The 19863-nt window shown below is 34.2% G+C and carries 21 protein-coding genes; 1 reads left to right on the top strand and 20 read right to left on the bottom strand.

The features are described from left to right. Positions 1-11: 11 nt before the first annotated feature. The 6 genes from CKV71_RS06715 to CKV71_RS06690 form a co-directional block, all read right to left on the bottom strand. Positions 12-1106: a Nif3-like dinuclear metal center hexameric protein gene (locus CKV71_RS06715; RefSeq protein ID WP_095105001.1), complete on the bottom strand. Its 1095-nt coding sequence runs from the start codon at positions 1104-1106 to the stop codon at positions 12-14. After that, a complete protein-coding gene (locus tag CKV71_RS06710; protein ID WP_095104998.1) occupies positions 1103-1777 on the bottom strand; it encodes a tRNA (adenine(22)-N(1))-methyltransferase in 675 nt (224 codons plus the stop codon). Before CKV71_RS06710 ends, CKV71_RS06715 begins: the two co-directional genes overlap by 4 nt. 149 nt (positions 1778-1926) lie before the next feature. After that, positions 1927-3036 (bottom strand): RNA polymerase sigma factor RpoD, encoded by a 1110-nt coding sequence (gene rpoD, locus CKV71_RS06705; RefSeq protein ID WP_095104996.1) that lies wholly within the window; start codon positions 3034-3036, stop codon positions 1927-1929. An 84-nt stretch (positions 3037-3120) separates the two neighbouring features. Next, positions 3121-4890, bottom strand: a complete 1770-nt coding sequence (dnaG, locus tag CKV71_RS06700) for a DNA primase (RefSeq protein ID WP_095104994.1) — start codon at positions 4888-4890, stop codon at positions 3121-3123. 120 nt (positions 4891-5010) lie between these two features. After that, positions 5011-5832, bottom strand: a complete 822-nt coding sequence (locus CKV71_RS06695) for a pyruvate, water dikinase regulatory protein (RefSeq protein WP_095104992.1) — start codon at positions 5830-5832, stop codon at positions 5011-5013. A 12-nt stretch (positions 5833-5844) separates the two neighbouring features. Continuing rightward, positions 5845-6468, bottom strand: coding sequence for a transcriptional regulator CcpN (locus CKV71_RS06690; RefSeq protein WP_095104990.1), 624 nt, complete (start codon positions 6466-6468; stop codon positions 5845-5847). Positions 6469-6779: 311 nt separating this feature from the next. Between CKV71_RS06690 and CKV71_RS06685 the strand changes: the two genes are divergently transcribed. Continuing rightward, on the top strand, positions 6780-8171 hold the full coding sequence (locus CKV71_RS06685; RefSeq protein WP_095104988.1) for a glycine--tRNA ligase: 1392 nt from the start codon (positions 6780-6782) through the stop codon (positions 8169-8171). A gap of 47 nt (positions 8172-8218) precedes the next feature. Here CKV71_RS06685 and recO read toward each other — a convergent pair whose 3' ends face one another. The 14 genes from recO to prmA all read right to left on the bottom strand — a co-directional run bounded on the left by recO (position 8219) and on the right by prmA (position 19858). After that, positions 8219-8986, bottom strand: a complete 768-nt coding sequence (gene recO / locus CKV71_RS06680; RefSeq protein WP_095104986.1) for a DNA repair protein RecO — start codon at positions 8984-8986, stop codon at positions 8219-8221. A 25-nt stretch (positions 8987-9011) separates the two neighbouring features. Further along, positions 9012-9911, bottom strand: a complete 900-nt coding sequence (era, locus tag CKV71_RS06675) for a GTPase Era (protein WP_095104984.1) — start codon at positions 9909-9911, stop codon at positions 9012-9014. Next, complete coding sequence (cdd, locus tag CKV71_RS06670) at positions 9908-10315, bottom strand: cytidine deaminase (protein ID WP_095104982.1); 408 nt, start codon at positions 10313-10315, stop codon at positions 9908-9910. Before cdd ends, era begins: the two co-directional genes overlap by 4 nt. 21 nt (positions 10316-10336) lie before the next feature. Further along, positions 10337-10675, bottom strand: a complete 339-nt coding sequence (locus CKV71_RS06665) for a diacylglycerol kinase family protein (RefSeq protein WP_095104980.1) — start codon at positions 10673-10675, stop codon at positions 10337-10339. Between the two features lie 4 nt (positions 10676-10679). After that, positions 10680-11141, bottom strand: a complete 462-nt coding sequence (ybeY, locus tag CKV71_RS06660; RefSeq protein WP_095104978.1) for an rRNA maturation RNase YbeY — start codon at positions 11139-11141, stop codon at positions 10680-10682. Between the two features lie 5 nt (positions 11142-11146). Further along, on the bottom strand, positions 11147-12094 hold the full coding sequence (locus tag CKV71_RS06655) for a PhoH family protein (protein ID WP_095104976.1): 948 nt from the start codon (positions 12092-12094) through the stop codon (positions 11147-11149). 226 nt (positions 12095-12320) lie between these two features. Continuing rightward, a complete protein-coding gene (locus CKV71_RS06650) occupies positions 12321-12968 on the bottom strand; it encodes a hypothetical protein (protein ID WP_095104974.1) in 648 nt (215 codons plus the stop codon). A 14-nt stretch (positions 12969-12982) separates the two neighbouring features. Continuing rightward, positions 12983-13972: a flotillin-like protein FloA gene (floA, locus tag CKV71_RS06645; protein ID WP_095107266.1), complete on the bottom strand. Its 990-nt coding sequence runs from the start codon at positions 13970-13972 to the stop codon at positions 12983-12985. Positions 13973-14170: 198 nt separating this feature from the next. Continuing rightward, the gene (locus CKV71_RS06640; protein WP_095104972.1) at positions 14171-15280 is read right to left on the bottom strand and encodes an RNA-guided endonuclease InsQ/TnpB family protein; all 1110 of its coding nucleotides are present in this window, start codon (positions 15278-15280) and stop codon (positions 14171-14173) included. A gap of 305 nt (positions 15281-15585) precedes the next feature. After that, positions 15586-16239, bottom strand: a complete 654-nt coding sequence (locus CKV71_RS06635) for an NfeD family protein (RefSeq protein WP_371685225.1) — start codon at positions 16237-16239, stop codon at positions 15586-15588. Between the two features lie 268 nt (positions 16240-16507). Next, complete coding sequence (gene rpsU / locus CKV71_RS06630; RefSeq protein WP_000048060.1) at positions 16508-16684, bottom strand: 30S ribosomal protein S21; 177 nt, start codon at positions 16682-16684, stop codon at positions 16508-16510. 130 nt (positions 16685-16814) lie between these two features. Further along, the gene (gene mtaB, locus CKV71_RS06625; RefSeq protein WP_095104968.1) at positions 16815-18161 is read right to left on the bottom strand and encodes a tRNA (N(6)-L-threonylcarbamoyladenosine(37)-C(2))-methylthiotransferase MtaB; all 1347 of its coding nucleotides are present in this window, start codon (positions 18159-18161) and stop codon (positions 16815-16817) included. 4 nt (positions 18162-18165) lie between these two features. Beyond that, positions 18166-18918, bottom strand: a complete 753-nt coding sequence (locus CKV71_RS06620) for a 16S rRNA (uracil(1498)-N(3))-methyltransferase (RefSeq protein ID WP_095104966.1) — start codon at positions 18916-18918, stop codon at positions 18166-18168. A gap of 1 nt (position 18919) precedes the next feature. Beyond that, positions 18920-19858, bottom strand: coding sequence for a 50S ribosomal protein L11 methyltransferase (gene prmA, locus CKV71_RS06615; RefSeq protein WP_095104964.1), 939 nt, complete (start codon positions 19856-19858; stop codon positions 18920-18922). Positions 19859-19863: the final 5 nt, after the last annotated feature.

Genomic DNA, 19863 nt, shown 5'->3' with positions numbered 1-19863 from the left:
CTCCTTTTTATTTATACGTAGCTAAATGGATCTGTATTTAAATCTGAAGCAATTATCTTAAACGCTGGTTGATTCAACCATTCTTGTAATAAGTGCTTAAGTCCTTCTTTCATAACATATTCACTATAGTGATTAATATCAACTAAATTAATATTATCTGTTTTTGCATCAAGTGCGTCGTGATGTTTAATATCTCCTGTAACAAAAACATCTGCGCCTTTATTAATAGCGTCTTTTTCAAAACCAATACCAGAACCGCCGATAATAGCGACTGTGTTAATTAATGAATTAGGATTACCTGTAAATCTAACACTTGGCAAATTTAAAGCTTCTTTAGCTTTGAGCGCAAACTCTTTTAAAGTTACTTGATTTTTTAAAGAACCTATTACTCCTAATCCTCTATCTAACTGTTTAGTTAAAGGAATAAAATCGTATACTGGAGTTTCGTAAGGATGCAATTCATTAATATAGTATTCAGCTTGATGACGTTGATGATTTTGAATCATAAATTCTATTTTAATTTCAGACACTGATTCTATCTCATTGAGACTTCCAATATGAGGATTCGCTTCTCCTACTGGTTTGAATTGTCCTTCGCCTGCAGTTGAAAAGAAACAATGTTCATAATTGCCTTCTGAAGCAAAGCCAGCTTGACTCATTTTTTCTTTAAAGTCGACAGCATTTTCCTTTGGAATAAAGACTTGAACTTTGTAGTAATTTGTAAATTGAGGTTCAAGGATGGCTGTATTATTAACACCAAGTGTTTGAGCCAACATTGCGTTTACACCATGTTGATATACATCTAAATTTGTGTGGAGTGCGATTAGCTGAATATCGTGTTGGATAATGCGTCTTATGATAGTTCCATAGCCACCTTCGTTAACATTACTGATACCTTTAAAAATCAACGGATGGTGAGCAATTATCGTATTGACATTATTGTTGATTGCTTCGTCCACGATTTCTGCTGTACAATCTAATGTTGTTAAAATTCCCGTAACTTCTTTTTCTTTATCTCCAATAAGCAAACCTACATTATCCCATTCTTTAGCTGATGAAAAAGGGACGTGCTGATTAATAATATTTAGTAATTCTGAAGTTTTCATTTTAACACCTCTTGAATCATTTTAATTTCGTTATTAATCTCTGATAATCTGTGGCTGTGTTTATTGCTGTCTAGATTACTTTTTATATTTTCCAAAGCTTCTAATTCTCTATTCCATTTTTTAAAGAATAAATCACTTTTTTGTCTTAATAGAATAGGACCGAATTTCAAATCGTATACATCCGTATCTTCGCTGCCAAATTCAGCAACGACGATTTCATAGATATGTCCTTTCTCTTCAATGAGTGCTTCATCAATAATATGATAATTAAGTCGATGTAGCACTTTTCTTAGAGTATAGGTCTGTATATTACTCTGTAAAATGAGACGTGGATGGTTTTTTAATTTGGATTTGCCATTCTCAATAATTGAAGCGATAAGAGGTCCGCCCATCCCGCAAATCGTAATAGAGTCTACTTTATTATTTTCTTCAATAACTTCTAGCCCATTGCCAAGTTTAACATCAATACTTTGATTTAGCCCGTATTTTTCGACATTTAAATGAGCTGCTTCAAATGGTCCTCTGACAACTTCTCCTGCAATAACAGTTTGGCAAAGTTCGTTTTGAATAGCATAAATCGGCAAGTAAGCGTGGTCTGATCCAATATCTGCAAGTATCGGTCCTTTAATATATTGGCTGACTGCTTGCAACCTTTGATTAAGTGCAATCATCTTCAATTCTCCTCTGAATAATAAAAAAAGCGAAACAATATAACCGGTATGTTTGTCTGCAAGTACAATACATGCATAAGAAGAGACTCTTAACTAAGACCTTCTGAGCCAAACATATTCAGCTTATTGTCTCGCTTAAATTTACATAATTAGTCCATGAAATCTTTGAGTCGTTTACTGCGACTAGGATGTCTAAGTTTTCTTAATGCTTTGGCTTCGATTTGACGAATACGTTCTCTTGTAACGCCGAATACTTTACCGACTTCTTCAAGTGTGCGTGTTCTTCCGTCGTCTAAACCAAAACGCAATCTTAGAACATTTTCTTCTCTATCAGTGAGTGTATCTAGAACATCTTCTAATTGTTCTTTTAATAGTTCATAAGCGGCATGATCAGATGGGCTCTGAACTTCTTGGTCCTCGATAAAGTCACCTAAATGACTGTCGTCTTCTTCGCCGATAGGAGTTTCTAAAGAAACGGGTTCTTGAGCGATTTTTAAAATTTCACGTACTTTTTCTGGTGGTAAGTCCATTTCTTCCCCAATTTCTTCTGGAGCAGGGTCTCTGCCTAAATCTTGAAGAAGTTGTCTTTGAACACGAATTAATTTATTAATTGTTTCCACCATGTGTACTGGAATACGAATCGTACGTGCTTGGTCAGCAATAGCACGTGTAATCGCTTGACGAATCCACCATGTAGCATATGTCGAGAACTTAAATCCCTTACTGAAGTCGAACTTTTCAACAGCTTTAATCAAGCCCATGTTACCTTCTTGGATTAAATCTAAGAAAAGCATTCCACGGCCGACATATCTTTTAGCAATACTGACTACTAAACGTAAGTTGGCTTCAGCTAGTCTTGCTTTAGCAACTTCATCGCCTTGTTCAATACGTTTTGCTAATTCGATTTCTTCTTGAGCGTTTAATAAATTAACGCGTCCAATTTCTTTCAAATACATACGTACAGGGTCATTAATTTTTACTCCTGGAGGTGCACTCAAATCGTGAGGATTTAATTTTTCGTCTGTATCTGAGCTGTCTTTTTCATTGACAAGATTGATATCATTATCATTTAATTGGTCAAAGAATTCATCCATTTGGTCAGAATCCATTTCGAAATTCTGCAATTTTTCAGCTATTTCTTCGTGACTAAGATGACCTTCTTTTTTACCTTTTTCTAATAATTGTTTTTTTACATCTTCCAAAGTCAATGTCGGATCGATGGTTTGTTTTTTTACTACTTTCACTTGGTTTTCAGACATAAAATGGCCTCCCGAAATTAATATAAGCACATCTTTATATTTAACAAAAAGGTAGAATACTTCTTGTTAATTACTCATAACTCATTATTTCATTCTATTCTTATTCATATTAACTATTTTCTCTAAATAGTATTTTTGTAGCTCCATATCACCAATGCGAGCTGCTTCTCTTAACTTTTCATTCAGGGTTTCTGAAGTTTCTCCATTACGATTGTCAGTGATGATATTAATGTAATCTTGTAGCTCATATTCGTAGGGATTCCTATTTAACAGAAGATTTTCAAGTGAAATCAATGTTTCTCTATCAGCTTCTTGATTACTATATAATAAGGCAGTACTTAAATCATAATGTTCATTTTCAGAATAATAGTCGTGCAAAATATTAAATATACTCTTAAAATGACTATTTGTAAAGTCATCTGATTCAATTTCTTTATTGTAATCCAAAAAAACATCTTTGCTAAACATGAAATGTTTTAGTAATTTACGCTCAGCATCTTCCTTTTTAGTGAACTGTTGTTTTTCGAAAGTTGGAATTGGCATTTTCGCATCATTATATCGAGGAGAATGCAGAGCCACTTCATTATTTAGACTATCAAAACTTACTTTAAACAATTCAGAAACGTCTTGCAATACTTTTTTTTGTAAAATGCCTGATTGCATTAGTGAAATATCATCTGTAATCTCTTTTAAATATTTTTCATATGCCATATCATTATGTTCAATTTCATCTTTATGCAAATTCACTTTATATAAAATGAAAGCTTTTCTTTCGTGATCTAAATATGCTCTGAAGGCGTCATTACCATATTTAGCAATATATTCATCTGGATCCATTTTTGACGGCATCTGTACAACAAATACATTCATACCTTGTTGCAATAAATTCTGTCCTGTTTTCAAAGTAGCTTCTTGCCCTGCAAAGTCTCCATCAAACAATAAAGTTACATTTGAAGTTAATTTCTTTATAAAAGATACATGTTCTTGCGAAAGTTGTGTGCCCATGCTCGCTACTACTTGCTTTATACCTGCTTGGTCAGCTTTAATAACATCCATGAATCCTTCAAGTAAAATGAGTTCGTTTTTTTGACGAATCGTTCTTCTCGCTCTATCAACGTTATACAGTAATTTTCTTTTTTGAAATATTGGGGTTTCCGGGCTATTTAAATATTTCGGCTCTTGATTTTTGTATGTCCGTCCAGAATAGCCTACTGTACGCCCTTGAGCATTTTTTAGAGGGAACATGATGCGATCTCTAAATCGATCATAATAACTGAAGTTTTCTTCGTTTCTGGAAAGCAATCCTGCTTCATATGCAAGTTCGATATCGTAACCTTTTTTCTGTAAGAAGTCATGGCAGAAATGAGAGTTATCAGGTGCGTAACCAATTTTTCTTTCATTTAGTAATTCTTCTGTAAATCCCCTAGATTTTAAATAATCTAACGCTTCCTCTCCTTCAACAGTTTTCATAAGAACATAATGATAATAATCTTGCATCAACTCATGCATTTTAATCATCATCAAGTCATCAGAAGCAATTTGGTTTTGAGCATCGGAATCATTGACGTCTATTTTTATATTTACCCTTTCTCCCAGCTCTTTAACAGCTTCCACGAATGAAACGCCTTTAATTTCTTGCGTAAACTGGAAAACATTGCCTCCTTTTTTACAACCGAAACAATGGCAGATTTGCTTATCTTCAGAAACAGTGAATGAAGGTGTTTTTTCATCATGAAAAGGACACAAACCTATATAATTGCGTCCTCTTTTTTCTAATTTCACATATTCACTTACTAGATCTAATATATCTGTTTTATCTTTAATTTCATTTATTACTGATTGTTCAATTCGCAAACTAACCACCTGCATAGATTTAGTCTTATTATTATATCATTTTATTTATAAATGGAAAGTGATTTGCTTGAAATAATTAAACGCTGATTGTAACACCAGCGCTTTTATCAATTGTCATGATTAATTCATTTTATTTTGTTCAATAATATACATAATATCGTTTGCAGTTTCTTCGATTGCTTTATCAGAGACATCAATCACCGGACAACCGATTTTTTCAACGATATTATTAAAATAGTCGAGTTCTTCTTGAATACGCTGACCTGTTGCATATCTTGCCGAATCTCCAAGCCCCAACTGTTTCAAGCGTTCTTTTCTGATTTTGTTCAGCTTTTCTTCGCTTATTTTCAAAGCTACACATTTTTTAGGATCAATTTCAAATAGTGCTTCAGGCGGATTTATTTCAGGAACAATAGGTATATTCATTACCTTATATCGTTTATGCGCTAAAAATTGCGACAACGGTGTTTTTGATGTGCGAGAAATACCAAGAAGAACAATATCAGCTTTTGGTAATCCTTTTGGATCTTTACCGTCATCATATTTTACCGCAAATTCGATTGCCTCGATCTTTTTAAAATATGCTTCATCGAGTTTATGCACGATACCAGGTTCGCAATATGGTTGCTCATCAATCTTATCTGTGAGAATACTCATTAATGGTCCCATGATATCGACATGCTTAATTTTGTGTTCTGCTAATCTTTCTTCCATATATTGTTTGATTTCTGGTTTTACTAAAGTGAACACCACAATATTCAATTCATTTTCTTTAGCTACGTCTATCACTTCATCCACGTTTTCTTTTGTTTCAATATATGGATAGCGTACGATTTCACTTTTAAAGTTTTTGGAACTGAATTGAGAAACACACGCTTTTGCAACTTGTTCTGCAGTTTCCCCTACTGAATCAGATGCAATAATTATTTTTATCTTTTGCATTAATATATTCACCTACTCGTCAAAAATAGATACAAATAACTTGGTTATTGTTGTTTTAGATACACGGCCGATAACTTCTAGCTTGCCATTATCTTTTCCTCTTACGATAGGTATAGAATCAATTTCTTTTTCTATCATTAATTGGGCTGCTAAAACGACTAAATCGTTTTCTTTAACATAAGTCAAATTTGGCATGCGTGTCATTATAACACTGACTGGCATCGTATGTATATCTTTACCAATCATTGATGCTCTTAATAAATCCTTTCTCGAACAAACCCCGATAAAATCATTATTTGGATTAACAATAAATAAAGTACTGACATCTTCAAGAAAGATAGTACAAATTGCTTCGTACACTGTTTTATCACTTTTTAAGATTATGGGTAGTGATTGATAGTCCTTTACTATATATTCTCTTAATTTCTCAGTCAACAATTGGTTAGTTGACTTACCGGAATAAAAATAACCTACGCGCGGTCTAGCTTCTAAAAAACCAGACATAGTAAGTATGGCTAAATCAGGTCTAAGCGTAGCCCTAGTCAAACTTAGTTGTTCAGCAATTTTCTCTCCAGTGATTGGGCCGTTATGTTTTACGATTTCAACTATTTCACTTTGCCTATTACTCAGTTCTATATGTCCTCACCCCTTCACACTTACTTTCTTATTATAACTTGATTTGTTTTGTCCTACAAATGTATGTATTTACTTGTATTTAATTATTCGATGCATTAAAATGAATATTGAAGCGAGTTAAGGACGGTGTGAGCTTAACAATTAAATTGGCCTGACAATTTAATAATCTAAGCGAGTGTCTACACTAAATTGGGTGGAACCGCGGGTTATATTTATTAATGATGAAATTAGATAACTCGTCCCAAGATTTCGAAATGTTTATTTCGTTATCTTGGGGCGTTTTTTTATTTAAAAAAGAGGAGTGTTGTAAAATGGCAAAAGATATGGATTCAGTTGTACAACTTGCGAAACACAGAGGCTTTGTGTTTCCAGGAAGTGAAATTTATGGTGGATTATCAAATACTTGGGATTATGGTCCGCTAGGTGTTGAATTAAAAAATAATATTAAACAAGCATGGTGGAAAAAATTTATTTCTCAATCTCCATATAACGTTGGATTAGATGCAGCAATCTTAATGAATCCGAAGACTTGGGAAGCTTCAGGACACCTTGGCAACTTTAATGATCCAATGATTGATAATAAAGATAGTAAAATCCGTTATCGTGCAGATAAATTGATTGAAGATTATATGCAAAATGAAAAAGGTGACGAAAACTTTATTGCTGATGGCTTAAGCTTTGATGAAATGAAACGCATCATTGAGGAAGAAGGTATTAAAGATCCAGTCAGCGGTACGGCAAATTGGACAGATATCAGACAGTTTAATTTAATGTTCAAAACTTTCCAAGGGGTTACTGAAGATTCTACAAATGAAATTTTCTTGCGTCCAGAAACTGCGCAAGGTATTTTTGTAAACTATAAAAATGTGCAACGTTCTATGCGTAAAAAACTACCATTTGGTATTGGACAAATTGGTAAATCATTCCGTAATGAAATCACACCAGGTAACTTTATTTTCAGAACACGCGAATTCGAACAAATGGAACTTGAATTCTTCTGTAAACCTGGCGAAGAAATTGAATGGCAAAACTACTGGAAAACTTTTGCTGAAAAATGGTTGTTGGACTTAGGTGTTCAAAACGAAAATATTCGTCTTCGTGACCATGATGAAGATGAGTTATCTCACTATTCTAATGCAACAACTGATATTGAATACAAATTCCCATTCGGTTGGGGCGAATTATGGGGAATTGCTAGCCGTACAGACTATGATTTGAAAAAGCATAGTGAATTCTCAGGTGATGACTTTAAATATCATGACCCTGAAACAAATGAAAAATACATTCCTTATTGTATCGAGCCTTCACTAGGTGCTGACCGTGTAACATTAGCTTTCCTTTGTGATGCTTATGATCGTGAAGGAGTAGAAGGAAGCAAAGATGAAAGAACTGTTTTACACTTCCACCCTGCACTCGCACCTTATAAAGCAGCAATTTTACCTTTAAGTAAAAAATTGTCTGAAGAAGCTATCAAAGTTTATGAACAGTTAAGCGAAAACTTTACTGTAGACTTTGACGAATCTCAATCAATCGGTAAACGTTATCGTCGTCAAGATGAAATTGGTACACCTTATTGTATTACATTTGATTTCGATTCACTTGAAGACCAACAAGTTACTGTACGTGATCGTGACTCAATGGAACAAGTACGTATGCCGATTTCCGAACTAAACGATTTCATTGCTGAACAAGTAAGATTCTAATAATTCCTATAAAAAACGGGGTTAGGACAACATAATGTCCTACCCCGTTAATTTTTTGTTTGATTGGTTTCTAAACGCTTTAATTGATTGATAAGTTTTTGACTTCTGAAGAAGATGCCAGCATATTCTCGATAAAGCATTATTAATAAATCCGACATTTCATCTAAAATTTCTTGATGAATATTGAGTTGATTCATTTTAGTGATGGAGAGTTTCTGTAAGACATCCAATAAATATAAGGTTTTATTTGAAATTGGAATAGCTTTAGGATCTCGATTTATATAATCTCTAGAAATGACACCATGAAATTTAAAACTGAATGCACTGAGTTTAGATTGATCGTTATCTGCAGAAATTGCACATTTGCCAAAATCAATGGTAAAGCCGAAATCGTTCATTTTCTTTAATAACACTATAACAGACATCAACTGTGCGCTATCTTTTTTATTAATGCGTTCTAAACAAAACGCTAGAAGTTGGAAGTTAAATTGAGAGATTTCTTCATCTTCCATAGATTTATCTATAATTTCAGCACATAAGGCAGCATAGCTGCTCTCATAGATATCTAATCTGAGCTGGTAATTTTGATTAATGACATCGACTGAATTAAGAACACCAAGCCCTCTCAGCTTGGCGTATATAAACAATCCATATACAAACAACTGTGTATTTGCTTGCAATCCAGTTTTGCTCTTCTTAGCTCTCTTAGCCATTAAAGGAACTTTAGCACCATTTTCATTTAAAATTGTGATTATCTTATCGGATTCTCCGTAGTCGACAGTTTTAATAATAATTCCTTTTTGTTTCATCAACATCAGGGGATTCACCGACCTTTACAATTTAATCTTGGTCCTCAATATAACCCATTTGGCGGATAAAGTTTACTTTATTTCGCCAATCTTTTTGTACTTTTACCCATAAGTCTAAATAAACTTTTGAGCCGAGTAAGTTCTCAATATCTAATCTAGCTCGTTTGCCGATTTCTTTTAATTTTTTTCCGCCTTTACCGATAACAATACCCTTTTGTGAATCTCTCTCCACATAAATGGTAGCTTCAATTCTAACTTTATCCTCAGATTGTTTGACCATACGTTCGACGTTAACTCCAATTGAGTGAGGAATTTCTTCACTTGTTAAGTGTAAAACTTTTTCTCTGATGAGTTCACTCACAACAAATTGTTCAGGGTGATCCGATATTTGGCCGTCTGGATAATATTGCGGACCTTCAGGCATATAAGATTTTAAGACATTAATAAAGTGGTCTACATTTAATCCTTCTAGTGCTGACATTGGAACTGCTTCAGTAAATTGCATATGCTTTTCATAACTTTCAATAATCGGCATTATTTGATCAGGATGCACTAAATCTATCTTATTAATAACTAAGAAAACAGGTGTTTTTATATTTTTTAGCATTTCCATGATATATTCATCGCCACGGCCAATTTCTTCATTTGCATTAATCATGAAGATTACAGCATCTACTTCAGAAAGTGTATTTTTTGCCACTTTCATCATATAGTCCCCTAATTTATGTTTAGGTTTATGGATTCCCGGCGTATCAACAAAGATAATTTGTGCGTCATCCTCAGTCATGACACCATGTATCTTATTTCTTGTTGTTTGAGCTTTATCAGACATAATAGCAATTTTATGTCCCAAAACTCTGTTCATAAATGTAGACTTCCCTACATTAGGTCTGCCTATAATTGCGACAAACCCAGATTTGTGTTCTGTCATAAATTCAAATCCTTTCCTGAAAAACCTAATGGTAATAACTCGTTTATATTTGTTTCAATTACTTCGCCTTTGTGATTTGTCAGATAGATAGGCATATCATCATCACATAATTCTTTAATCACTTGACGGCATGACCCGCATGGAGAAGACGGTGAATCTACATCCACAGTAATTGTCAATGATTCAAAGTCGCCCGGTTTGTAACCTTGACTGATTGCAGCCACTAAGCTTGAACGTTCTGCGCAGATTGCTTCACCATAAGCTGCATTCTCTACGTTGGCTCCAAAAAATTCTGAACCGTCTTTTGCACGTAAATATGCACCGACTTTAAATTTACTGTATGGCGAATAAGAACGGCTTTGTGCTTCTCTTACTTTTTTGAAATGTTCATCAGTATAAGCCATGTAGTGTGTCTCCTTTGTTATCTATTTAAAAATGTATGGGAAAAAAATAATAATACCTATAATAAGTGCAGCAATTGAGGTGATTAAAACACTTAAAGCTGCTATATCTTTTGCATACTTAGCATATAGTTTATATTCACCTGTTACTAAATCAACAACATATTCGACAGCTGTATTTATTGCTTCGAAAGAGAGCACTAAGCTTATGACAATAATTAATATAATCCATTCAAATTTAGTAATGTTGAAGATGAATCCTGCGGTAATAACTACTGCTGCCGCTAATAAATGCAACAGAAAATTTTGGTCTTTTTTTATGATTGTAAAAAGACCTTGTATTGGATATTTGAAACGATTCATCTAACTATTCTCTCGTTAAACCGTAATTGTCTAAAATAGTTTTTTGACGCCCGAACATTTCTTTTTCATCTTCTTCAGTCATATGGTCATAACCTAATAAATGTAAAAAACCGTGAAGCGCTAAAAAACCTAATTCTCTTTCAAAAGAATGGCCATATTGCTCTGCTTGTTCTTTAGCAACATCCGCACAAATAACGATATCTCCTAGTACTCTAGGCATATCTAAACCTTCTATTTCAGGCTCATCCTCTTCTAAGGCGAATGAGATAACATCTGTAACCTTATCTTTATCTCTGTAGTCTCTGTTGATTTGTTGGATTTCGTCTTTGTCGACAAATGTAACAGATAACTCTGCATCTTCTTCTATTTGTTCTTCGGATTTTGCAAATGTAAGCAATTTATCGATTTGGTCATACCACTCGTCTTTTACTTCGTTGGTATGATCTGTAAAATCAATTGTAAACATCTTGACTATTCATCTCCTTCATACTGATCAATAATTTTACTGACCAATGGATGACGTACTACGTCGCTTTGGTCCAATTTTTGGACACTGATTCCTTTAACACCAGACAGTCTTTTAACCGCTTGTTTCAAACCGCTTTTAACGCCTCTAGGCAAATCAACTTGTGTCATGTCTCCAGTTACGACCATTTGAGAACCAAATCCTAGTCTAGTTAAGAACATTTTCATTTGCGCATGAGTTGTATTTTGAGCTTCATCTAAAATAACAAATGCGTCGTCTAAAGTACGTCCTCTCATATATGCTAAAGGAGCTACTTCAATAATTCCACGTTCGATAAATCGTGCAGTCTGTTCTGGACCTAGCACCGTATGCAAACCATCATACAATGGACGCAAATAAGGATCTACTTTCTCTTTTAAGTCACCCGGTAAGAATCCTAGTGATTCGCCTGCCTCTACTGCTGGCCGTGTTAATACTATTCTTTTCACATTACCTTGTCGCAATTCTTTAGCAGCATATACTACAGCTAAGAAAGTTTTACCTGTACCTGCTGGTCCAATTCCAAAGACTAAATCATTATGCTTCATGGCATTTAAATATAATCTTTGCCCCATTGTTTTAGCACGTATTGTTTTTCCATAAGCATCTTTAGTGATTGATTCATCGTACAAATCGACTAAATGATTAATTGATCCTTTTTCAGCCATTTTGATTGCTGCTTCTACATCTTTTAGGTTGATAGATATACCTTGATCTATTACTTTCAATAGATTCTTAATAACAGCCTCAGCCTTCTTAATTTCTTCTTCTTGTTGCCCTTTTACAGCTATTTCTTGCCCTCTCGCATGTATAATAACTTCGAAAGCTTCTTCGATTGCTTGTATATTTTCATCATTATTACCTATAAGCGCTTGGGCTTGATTCATATCGTCAATAACTATGATTCCTGGCATACATTAACTCCTTTTCGTTAATACAGCTATCTTGTAGTCTGTAATATTAATTTTAAGATGCAGAATATTTATTCTCAACGGAAATTTACGGACTTAGTTATAATTTCCACATATTCATAACTCTATTATATCACGTTCTCTTAAATTAATAATCCGATATTGTTTACTTGAAATACGAAAAAAGGATTAGACCTTCATCAATGAAAAGATCTAATCCTATATCGATTTATTGCAGTTGTTTAGGCTTACTTAAAATTTCAGACCAAATAATTCCATTTATAACTTCATCCTCGTCAAAACGTAAATTTCCATCTGTATTCTTACCTAGCACATTGGTATCAGCAAATAGTTGTTTAAGTCTTGCTTTTTTTGCTCTATTAGAAAGATATTTGTCATTTATAATTTTTTGAGCGCGTCTTTCAATCATTAACAGTTGTTTTTCTTTCTCGCGATCAATATCAGTTCTATATGAGTGCAACTCTTGATTTAAGGAATGATTTAATTCTTTCATTTCCTCCATATCTTTCGGACTCATATTACGTGGTTTTTGTCTTTCTTCTTTAGGCTGTTCTTGAGTTGAAGCAACTCTTTTTTCAACTTTTTCGGGTTCAGTTTTCCCAAGTTGTTTAGAAGATGGTCGATTCTCACGCACTTCTTTTTGGGAAGAATTGTCGAATTCTCTTTGTAACTCTTCGAAAGTTTCGCCTAGTTGTTCAAAAATACCTTTTTGACTTTTTCTTTCTGCGCTTGGTTGTTGTCTCGGTTGTTGAGTCCTAGGTGGTTGATTTTGACGTTTTTTATGACTTTTATCATTGATGGCAGTTATTATCGAAATGATGATACTAATAATAAATATTATGAGACCAATACTCATTTAATCACCTCTTTTTACTTGTCTGGTGACTCGTTATTGTCATCTGTATGAGTTCGTTTGTTAATTGACTCTCTCATTCCTGTATCTGCTTCTATATTTTTCAAATTGTAATAATCTTTTACGCCGATATTACCTTTTCTTAATGCTTCTGACATAGCAAGCGGTACTTCAGATTCAGCTTCTACAACTTTAGCGCGCATTTCTTGAACTCTAGCTTTCATTTCTTGTTCAGATGCTACCGCCATTGCACGACGTTCCTCAGCTTTAGCTTGCGCAATATTTTTATCAGCAAGTGCTTGTTCTGTTTGAAGATCGGCACCGATATTTTTGCCGATATCTACATCTGCAATATCAATAGATAAGATTTCAAATGCTGTTCCTGAGTCTAAGCCTTTACTTAACACTGTTTTAGAAATATTATCTGGATTTTCTAAAACGACTGTATGATGTTCACTTGAACCGATAGTGGAAACAATACCTTCACCTACACGGGCGATGATTGTTTCTTCACCGGCACCCCCTACTAATCTGGAAATATTTGCACGCACTGTAATTCTGGCTTTGGCTTTCACTTCAATCCCGTTCATCGCCACCCCAGTAATAAATGGTGTTTCAATTACTTTCGGATTTACCGACATTTGAACGGCTTCTAATACATCACGGCCTGCTAAATCAATAGCTGCTCCTCTTTCGAAAGGCAGATTGATATCTGCACGTTGAGCTGCAATATTGGCATCTACAACTCTGTCTACATTTCCTCCTGCTAAGTAATGTGATTCAAGTTGGTTTGTTGTAAGATTTAATCCTGCTTTGTGTGCTTTAATTAAAGGGGCGATAACTTTTCTTGGAGATACACGTCTTAAACGCATACCGATTAATGTACCAATGCTAACTTTAACACCAGCAGCAATTGCTGAAATCCATAGTCCGATAGGCACAAATGAAAATAGTATTAATAACGCAATGATAGCAATTATTATAATAATAACTAGAGGTATTAACATAATTAATTCTGCTACTAAAAACATATTCAAATGCTATTAGAGGATTTCTCTTTTCAATGAGGTTGATTTCGATTGAAATCAGGTCTATGAACCTCTCCCAGAGCGTTACTTCCGATGTAGCCCACCGTAGTTTGAAACTTTATCTATACATTTAAATTGTGTGATAACCTTTTAGCAGTTTTCCTTTCTTTATTTTTATTACACTATCACGGTGTAATCTGTTGCTTGTTTCAAATTAATACTGGCATTGATATCTCTGTCCTTCATCATTCCGCAATGATTACAATGATACGTTCTTTGATTCAAAGGCATGGGTTGTGTATGTCCGCAATCGGAACATATTCGGCTGGATGGATAAAATCTGTCGACTTGGCGTAATTCAATACCGTAATCTCGACATTTGATTTTCAACCATTCGACAATGTAACCGAGTCCGATCTGTTGAAAACTGTTGGCCAATCTTTTGTTTCTCATCATGCCCTTGATGTTTAAATTTTCAATCGTAATAAATTGCGGATTTGTACGGAGAATAGAGAGTATGCCTTTGCGTTTGATATCTTTTTTAATATTTTTAATACGTCGGTATAATTTTTGCACTTTCAACAACTGTTTATACCAATTATGAGAACCTTTTTTCTTTCTGGATAATTTTCGCTGCTGTCTTTTCAAAGATTTATCAAGTTTGATGATAGTTTGATTCGTCTTGAAGCTTCTGATTTTTACACCGGAGGGTGTGAATACAGCTTCTTTCAATCCTAGATCAATACCGATTCCGTCTGTCTGTTTCGGTTTAAAAATAGGGAGAGGCGGTTGATCAACTAATACCGACACATAATATCTGTCATATTCTTTAACAATGGTGGCAGATTTTATATTATTTGTTGGGATGTAACCTCTTTCTTTTAATTTAATCCATCCCAGCTTCGGCAATTGGATGCGATGCCGTTGTACATGGATGGTACCGATCAAATAATAGCTTCCAATGCCTGATTTCTTTTTAAACTTCGGATAACCTTGTTTATTTTTGAAAAATGTCTGATAAGCACGATGTGCATTCATAATGGATTGTTTGACGGCTTTGCTGGCACTTTGTTTAACCCAATGTTTATCAGGGTTATTGGGAAGATATACATTTTTCATCCATTTGCTGAAGGCAAAACCATTCATATATGATTGCCCGATTTTATATAAATTTTGATTAGTCTCGATAAATTTGTTGTAAATCCAACGGCATGTGCCGATGGTTCGGTTTATGGTCTGACGTTGTTCAAAAGAAGGATTGATTTCGGTTTTATACGCTCTCAGCATATTCTGCCACCTTCTTTTTTCAATCGACCAAAATCATAGATACAACCGCTAAAAACATGGACAGTTACGGTGATGCATTAAAAATTCAAATTGATTTTGTAATGCATCAAGTTGTGATGGGTTTGTAATCCGAATGTATGCTGTATATTTACGATTAGATGGGTTGGAAATAGTACTCCCTAATTTTCCAATAATTTCTTTAGTCTTATTCATCATTGCCACCTCAATTCAATTATAACTATATTCAGAGATATTTACTGCCTTTTAATTACATTTTTAGTAACTGTACTGTGCCTCCTTTTAAATTAAGTATTTGTAGGTATTTCTCTGACTACTACTCGTGAACCCTCAACTTCAGTGACTTTGACTTTCACACCTCTCTGAATAAATGTACCATCCGATACAGCATCAATCCGTTCATCATTTAAGGAAATGATTCCTGCTGGTCGAAGCTCAGTGAGTGTTTCAGCAGTTTGACCTACTAAGTTAGAGCGGTCGTCATGTGAAGTATAGCCAGCTTCAGATGTTGTAGAGTCCCTTAAGATTACTTTTTCGAATAAAGAAATTTTTTTGTTAAATCCTTTCACCAATATCACCCATTCAACAATTGATAAAATAAAGGCAATTACTACGTTTATCAACATCCATAGTATACTGTCGCCTAACATAATAATACTGATTGTAATTAGAATAATTCCGGCTATCCCAATCACTGCACCTACTACAAAAAATTCAATGGTAAGAAGTATGACGCCTAGAATAAAAAGACCGATTGAAATTAAAGATACTTCTCCTTGAATTAAAAAACCTAGAAAGAGTGTCATCAAAGCTAATGAGGCAATAATTCCTGCAAAGTTGATTCGCTTTGAGTAAAGTTGATAAAGGAAACCGAGAAAAATAATACAGGTTAAAATCAAGGATATAAGTGGACTGGTAATAAACTCTCCAAAACGTTGCATTAAGGGGCTTTGACTTGTCTGAAATACCGAAATATTATGTAAAATTTCGATGGAATGTGACATAAATTCACCTCGCTCTCTTTTTCATTATACATGACAAATATAAAGAATTATAGTTTTAATAGAGTGAATTTATAGAAAATGAATTTAGGAAAACTTGTAAAAGAAAAGACCGTATAAACTACTGATTAGAGTAATTTATACGGTCTTCAAAAACTGCATTTATATAATTCATATTTGTTGTTGAGGGAGTCAACAGACATATCAATTATTTAAATTTACGTTTACGTGCAGCTTCAGATTTCTTTTTACGTTTAACACTTGGTTTTTCGTAAAATTCACGTTTACGTACTTCTTGAATTGTACCGCTTTTTGAAACTGAGCGTTTGAAACGGCGTAATGCATCTTCAAGTGATTCGTTTTTACGGACTACTGTTTTAGACATCTGTATTTCCCTCCCTCCAAATATCAACGGAACTTTATTTTTCGACTGCATAACACGCTATATGCTATGCAATCATAAGTATAATATATATGATAGTTGCGGTCAATTAGAATAATTAATTTTTTGAATCTTAGATAATAGCTGTGAATTCACTACGGTTGGATGCATGGTCGATTACTCTGACTACATGACCTTCATTTAACGGGTAACCTGCTTTGGTGATTTTTACACGAACGAGTTCACCAATCAGTGACTCATCGCCTTCAAATTCCACTTTCATATAGTTGTCAGCGTAACCTACAAGCGTACCTGGATGTTCTCCTGCTTCTTCAGGAATAACTTCCAATACTTCATCTTCAAAGTGAGAAGCATATTGTTTAGCTAATTGATTGCTTAATTCAATTAATTTATGAACGCGGTCATTTTTAATGTTTTCATCAATTTGATCATCCATTCTTGCAGCTGGTGTACCAGTACGTGCAGAATATGGAAAGACATGTAATTCAGAAAAATGGTGTTTTAAAATAAAATCATAAGTTTCTTGGAATTCTTCTTCAGTTTCACCAGGGAAGCCTACAATTACATCACTCGTTACTGCTAAACCAGGTAATGCGTCATGTAACTTCATCAAACGCTCAGAAAAGTGTGCCATAGAATATTTTCTGCGCATTCTTTTCAATACAGAATCAGAGCCTGATTGTAATGGCACATGTAAGTGACGTACTACTTTATTTGAATTTGAAATGACATTAATAACTTCGTCAGTTAATTGACTCGCCTCTATTGAAGAAATTCTAATACGTTCAAGACCTTCAACAGTTTCCAAATCTCTTAGTAACTGCGCTAAGTTGTAATCTTTTAAATCTTGACCATAGCCGCCTGTATGAATACCTGTAAGAACAATTTCTTTGTAGCCGGAATTAACAAGTGTTGTTGCTTGTTCAACCACTTTTTCTGGGTCTCTAGAACGCATAAGGCCACGTGCCCATGGAATGATACAAAAAGTACAGAAATTATTGCATCCTTCTTGAATTTTAAGAGAAGCTCTTGTTCTGTCTGTAAAATAAGGAACTTCTAACTCTTCATATTTACGATTTTTCATAATATTGCCTACACCATTGATAGGTTCTCGTTCTGCTTTGAATTCTTCAATATAATCTAGTAACTTAGTTCGATCCTGTGTCCCAACTACTACATCAACCCCTGGAATTTCCATGATTTCAGCTGATGATGTTTGTGCATAACAACCTGTGACACAGACCACTGCTTCAGGATTTTTTCTGATGGCACGACGTATGATTTGTCGGCTTTTTTTATCTCCAGTATTCGTAACAGTACATGTATTTATAACAAAGACATCTGCGTTGGTATCAAATTCCACTCGATCATAGCCAGCGTCTTTAAATAATTGCCAAATTGCTTCAGTTTCATAATGGTTAACTTTACAACCTAAGGTATGAAAAGCTACAGTTGACATTTCTTCACCCCATTAATTCTTTTTCATAACTTATTGCACTTAACGCATATAGCGGCGCAGTTTCAGCTCTTAAAATACGTTTACCTAATCCTACGATAAAACTTTTATCTCGGAACAAATCAACTTCTTCTTCGCTCAATCCGCCTTCGGGGCCGAAAATAATTAATATACGGTCTCCATTTTTAAAGTTTTGAAGTGCTTTTTTAAATTGGCTGGCTTCGCCTCCTTTAGCAGCATCTTCATACGCGATAAGAACATAATCATATCTATCTATATTAACATATACTTGCTGTAAATTCGATACAAATTCAATTGTAGGGATTACTAAGCGATAACTTTGTTCAGCTGCTTCTTTAACAATCTTATTCCAACGTACAAGCTTTTTATCAACTTTACTCTGATTTAGTTTTGCAACTGATCTCTGCATTTGGACAGGAATAAAATGGGCAGCACCTAATTCTGTGCATTTTTGTAGCAGCCATTCGTATTTATCAGATTTAAGTAAACCACTGCATATTGTAACTTCTACAGGTAATTCAGTATCAGAATTTTGTTGCTCTACTAATTCTACTTCAATTTCATGGTTCTCTATAGAAATAATTCTGCATTTAAAAACAACACTGTGATTAAAAGTAATAACAATCAAGTCATCAGGCTGATTTCGCATTACATTAGAAATATGATGTATATCCTCTTTGTCTGTAATAAAAAAACGCTGATTTTCATCAGCGTTTTGATTTATAAAATATCTTTGCATATTAATTGCTCGCTTTCTCGCCAACGATACAAACCCAACCGTTGTCGTGATTAATAGAAATGATATTAAAACCTGCACGCTTCATATGTTCAGTAATTTCATCGCTTTTTTCTTCTATAATTCCTGATGTAATAAAGCGACCCTTTTCATTTAAAGTATTATAAGCGTCTTCTATCATTTCATCAATAATATGCGCTAAGATATTTGCAATAACAACATCATATTTACCTGATTCTTCATGCAACAAGTTACCGGTTGTTGTTTCAATTGCCTTTTCACAAGAATTTTTTTCAAAGTTTTCCTTAGCTACCCTGACCGCCATTTCATCCAGATCAACTGCTTTAATGTGTTTTACGCCAAGCAAATGACACGCAATACTTAAAATACCTGAACCCGTACCAACATCAATTACACTGTCCTTAGGAGAAACATATTGTTCAATCGCATTTAAACACATGCTTGTAGTAGGATGATCACCAGTTCCAAAAGCCATACCTGGATCCAACTCGATGCACAACTCAGAGTCATCCTCTTTTTGATAGCTTTCCCAACTTGGAACTATTGTAAAATGGTCAGATGCTTTAAATGGATGGAAATAGTTTTTCCATTCGTTTTCCCAATCAGATTCCTTGATAATTTCTTCTTTATATTCAAATAAAACCTGATTAAGATCACTTAATTCTTTTATGCTCTCTAAGATTTTAGATTTAAGTGTCTGAGAAAAATCAAGCTCATTAAAATAAGCCTTAATTCGAACACCACTTTCAGGATAATCGTTAGGATTTAATTCATATATTTCGCCGAATTTATCTGCAAGTTGTCCATTTAAGTCATTTGAATCTTCAATAACGACGCCATTTGAACCATTTTCTTCCAGTATATTCGTTACAAATTCCTGTACATCATGATTTACTACAATTGAAAGTTCCACCCAGTTCATAGCTT

The sequence above is a fragment of the Staphylococcus piscifermentans genome, from assembly GCF_900186985.1.
In the GTDB taxonomy this organism is placed as follows: Bacteria; Bacillota; Bacilli; order Staphylococcales; family Staphylococcaceae; genus Staphylococcus; species Staphylococcus piscifermentans.
The sequence above is the reverse complement of the archived record's forward strand: the minus strand, read 5'-3'. Positions and strand labels throughout refer to the sequence as shown.

Excerpts from the sequence above, each read along its gene's own strand:
- CKV71_RS06695 (WP_095104992.1), bottom strand. The coding sequence starts at position 5,832 with ATGCAAAAGATAAAAATAATTATTGCATCTGATTCAGTAGGGGAAACT.
- prmA (WP_095104964.1), bottom strand. The coding sequence starts at position 19,858 with ATGAACTGGGTGGAACTTTCAATTGTAGTAAATCATGATGTACAGGAA.
- CKV71_RS06710 (WP_095104998.1), bottom strand. The coding sequence starts at position 1,777 with ATGATTGCACTTAATCAAAGGTTGCAAGCAGTCAGCCAATATATTAAA.
- CKV71_RS06665 (WP_095104980.1), bottom strand. The coding sequence starts at position 10,675 with ATGAATCGTTTCAAATATCCAATACAAGGTCTTTTTACAATCATAAAA.
- recO (WP_095104986.1), bottom strand. The coding sequence starts at position 8,986 with ATGTTGATGAAACAAAAAGGAATTATTATTAAAACTGTCGACTACGGA.
- rpoD (WP_095104996.1), bottom strand. The coding sequence starts at position 3,036 with ATGTCTGAAAACCAAGTGAAAGTAGTAAAAAAACAAACCATCGATCCG.
- rpsU (WP_000048060.1), bottom strand. The coding sequence starts at position 16,684 with ATGTCTAAAACAGTAGTCCGTAAAAACGAATCACTTGAAGATGCATTA.
- CKV71_RS06635 (WP_371685225.1), bottom strand. The coding sequence starts at position 16,239 with ATGCAACGTTTTGGAGAGTTTATTACCAGTCCACTTATATCCTTGATT.
- floA (WP_095107266.1), bottom strand. The coding sequence starts at position 13,972 with ATGTTAATACCTCTAGTTATTATTATAATAATTGCTATCATTGCGTTA.
- CKV71_RS06620 (WP_095104966.1), bottom strand. The coding sequence starts at position 18,918 with ATGCAAAGATATTTTATAAATCAAAACGCTGATGAAAATCAGCGTTTT.
- ybeY (WP_095104978.1), bottom strand. The coding sequence starts at position 11,141 with ATGTTTACAATTGATTTTACAGATCATACCAACGAAGTAAAAGACGAG.
- CKV71_RS06655 (WP_095104976.1), bottom strand. The coding sequence starts at position 12,094 with ATGCCAGGAATCATAGTTATTGACGATATGAATCAAGCCCAAGCGCTT.
- CKV71_RS06685 (WP_095104988.1), top strand. The coding sequence starts at position 6,780 with ATGGCAAAAGATATGGATTCAGTTGTACAACTTGCGAAACACAGAGGC.
- CKV71_RS06715 (WP_095105001.1), bottom strand. The coding sequence starts at position 1,106 with ATGAAAACTTCAGAATTACTAAATATTATTAATCAGCACGTCCCTTTT.
- mtaB (WP_095104968.1), bottom strand. The coding sequence starts at position 18,161 with ATGTCAACTGTAGCTTTTCATACCTTAGGTTGTAAAGTTAACCATTAT.
- era (WP_095104984.1), bottom strand. The coding sequence starts at position 9,911 with ATGACAGAACACAAATCTGGGTTTGTCGCAATTATAGGCAGACCTAAT.
- CKV71_RS06650 (WP_095104974.1), bottom strand. The coding sequence starts at position 12,968 with ATGAGTATTGGTCTCATAATATTTATTATTAGTATCATCATTTCGATA.
- cdd (WP_095104982.1), bottom strand. The coding sequence starts at position 10,315 with ATGGCTTATACTGATGAACATTTCAAAAAAGTAAGAGAAGCACAAAGC.
- CKV71_RS06640 (WP_095104972.1), bottom strand. The coding sequence starts at position 15,280 with ATGCTGAGAGCGTATAAAACCGAAATCAATCCTTCTTTTGAACAACGT.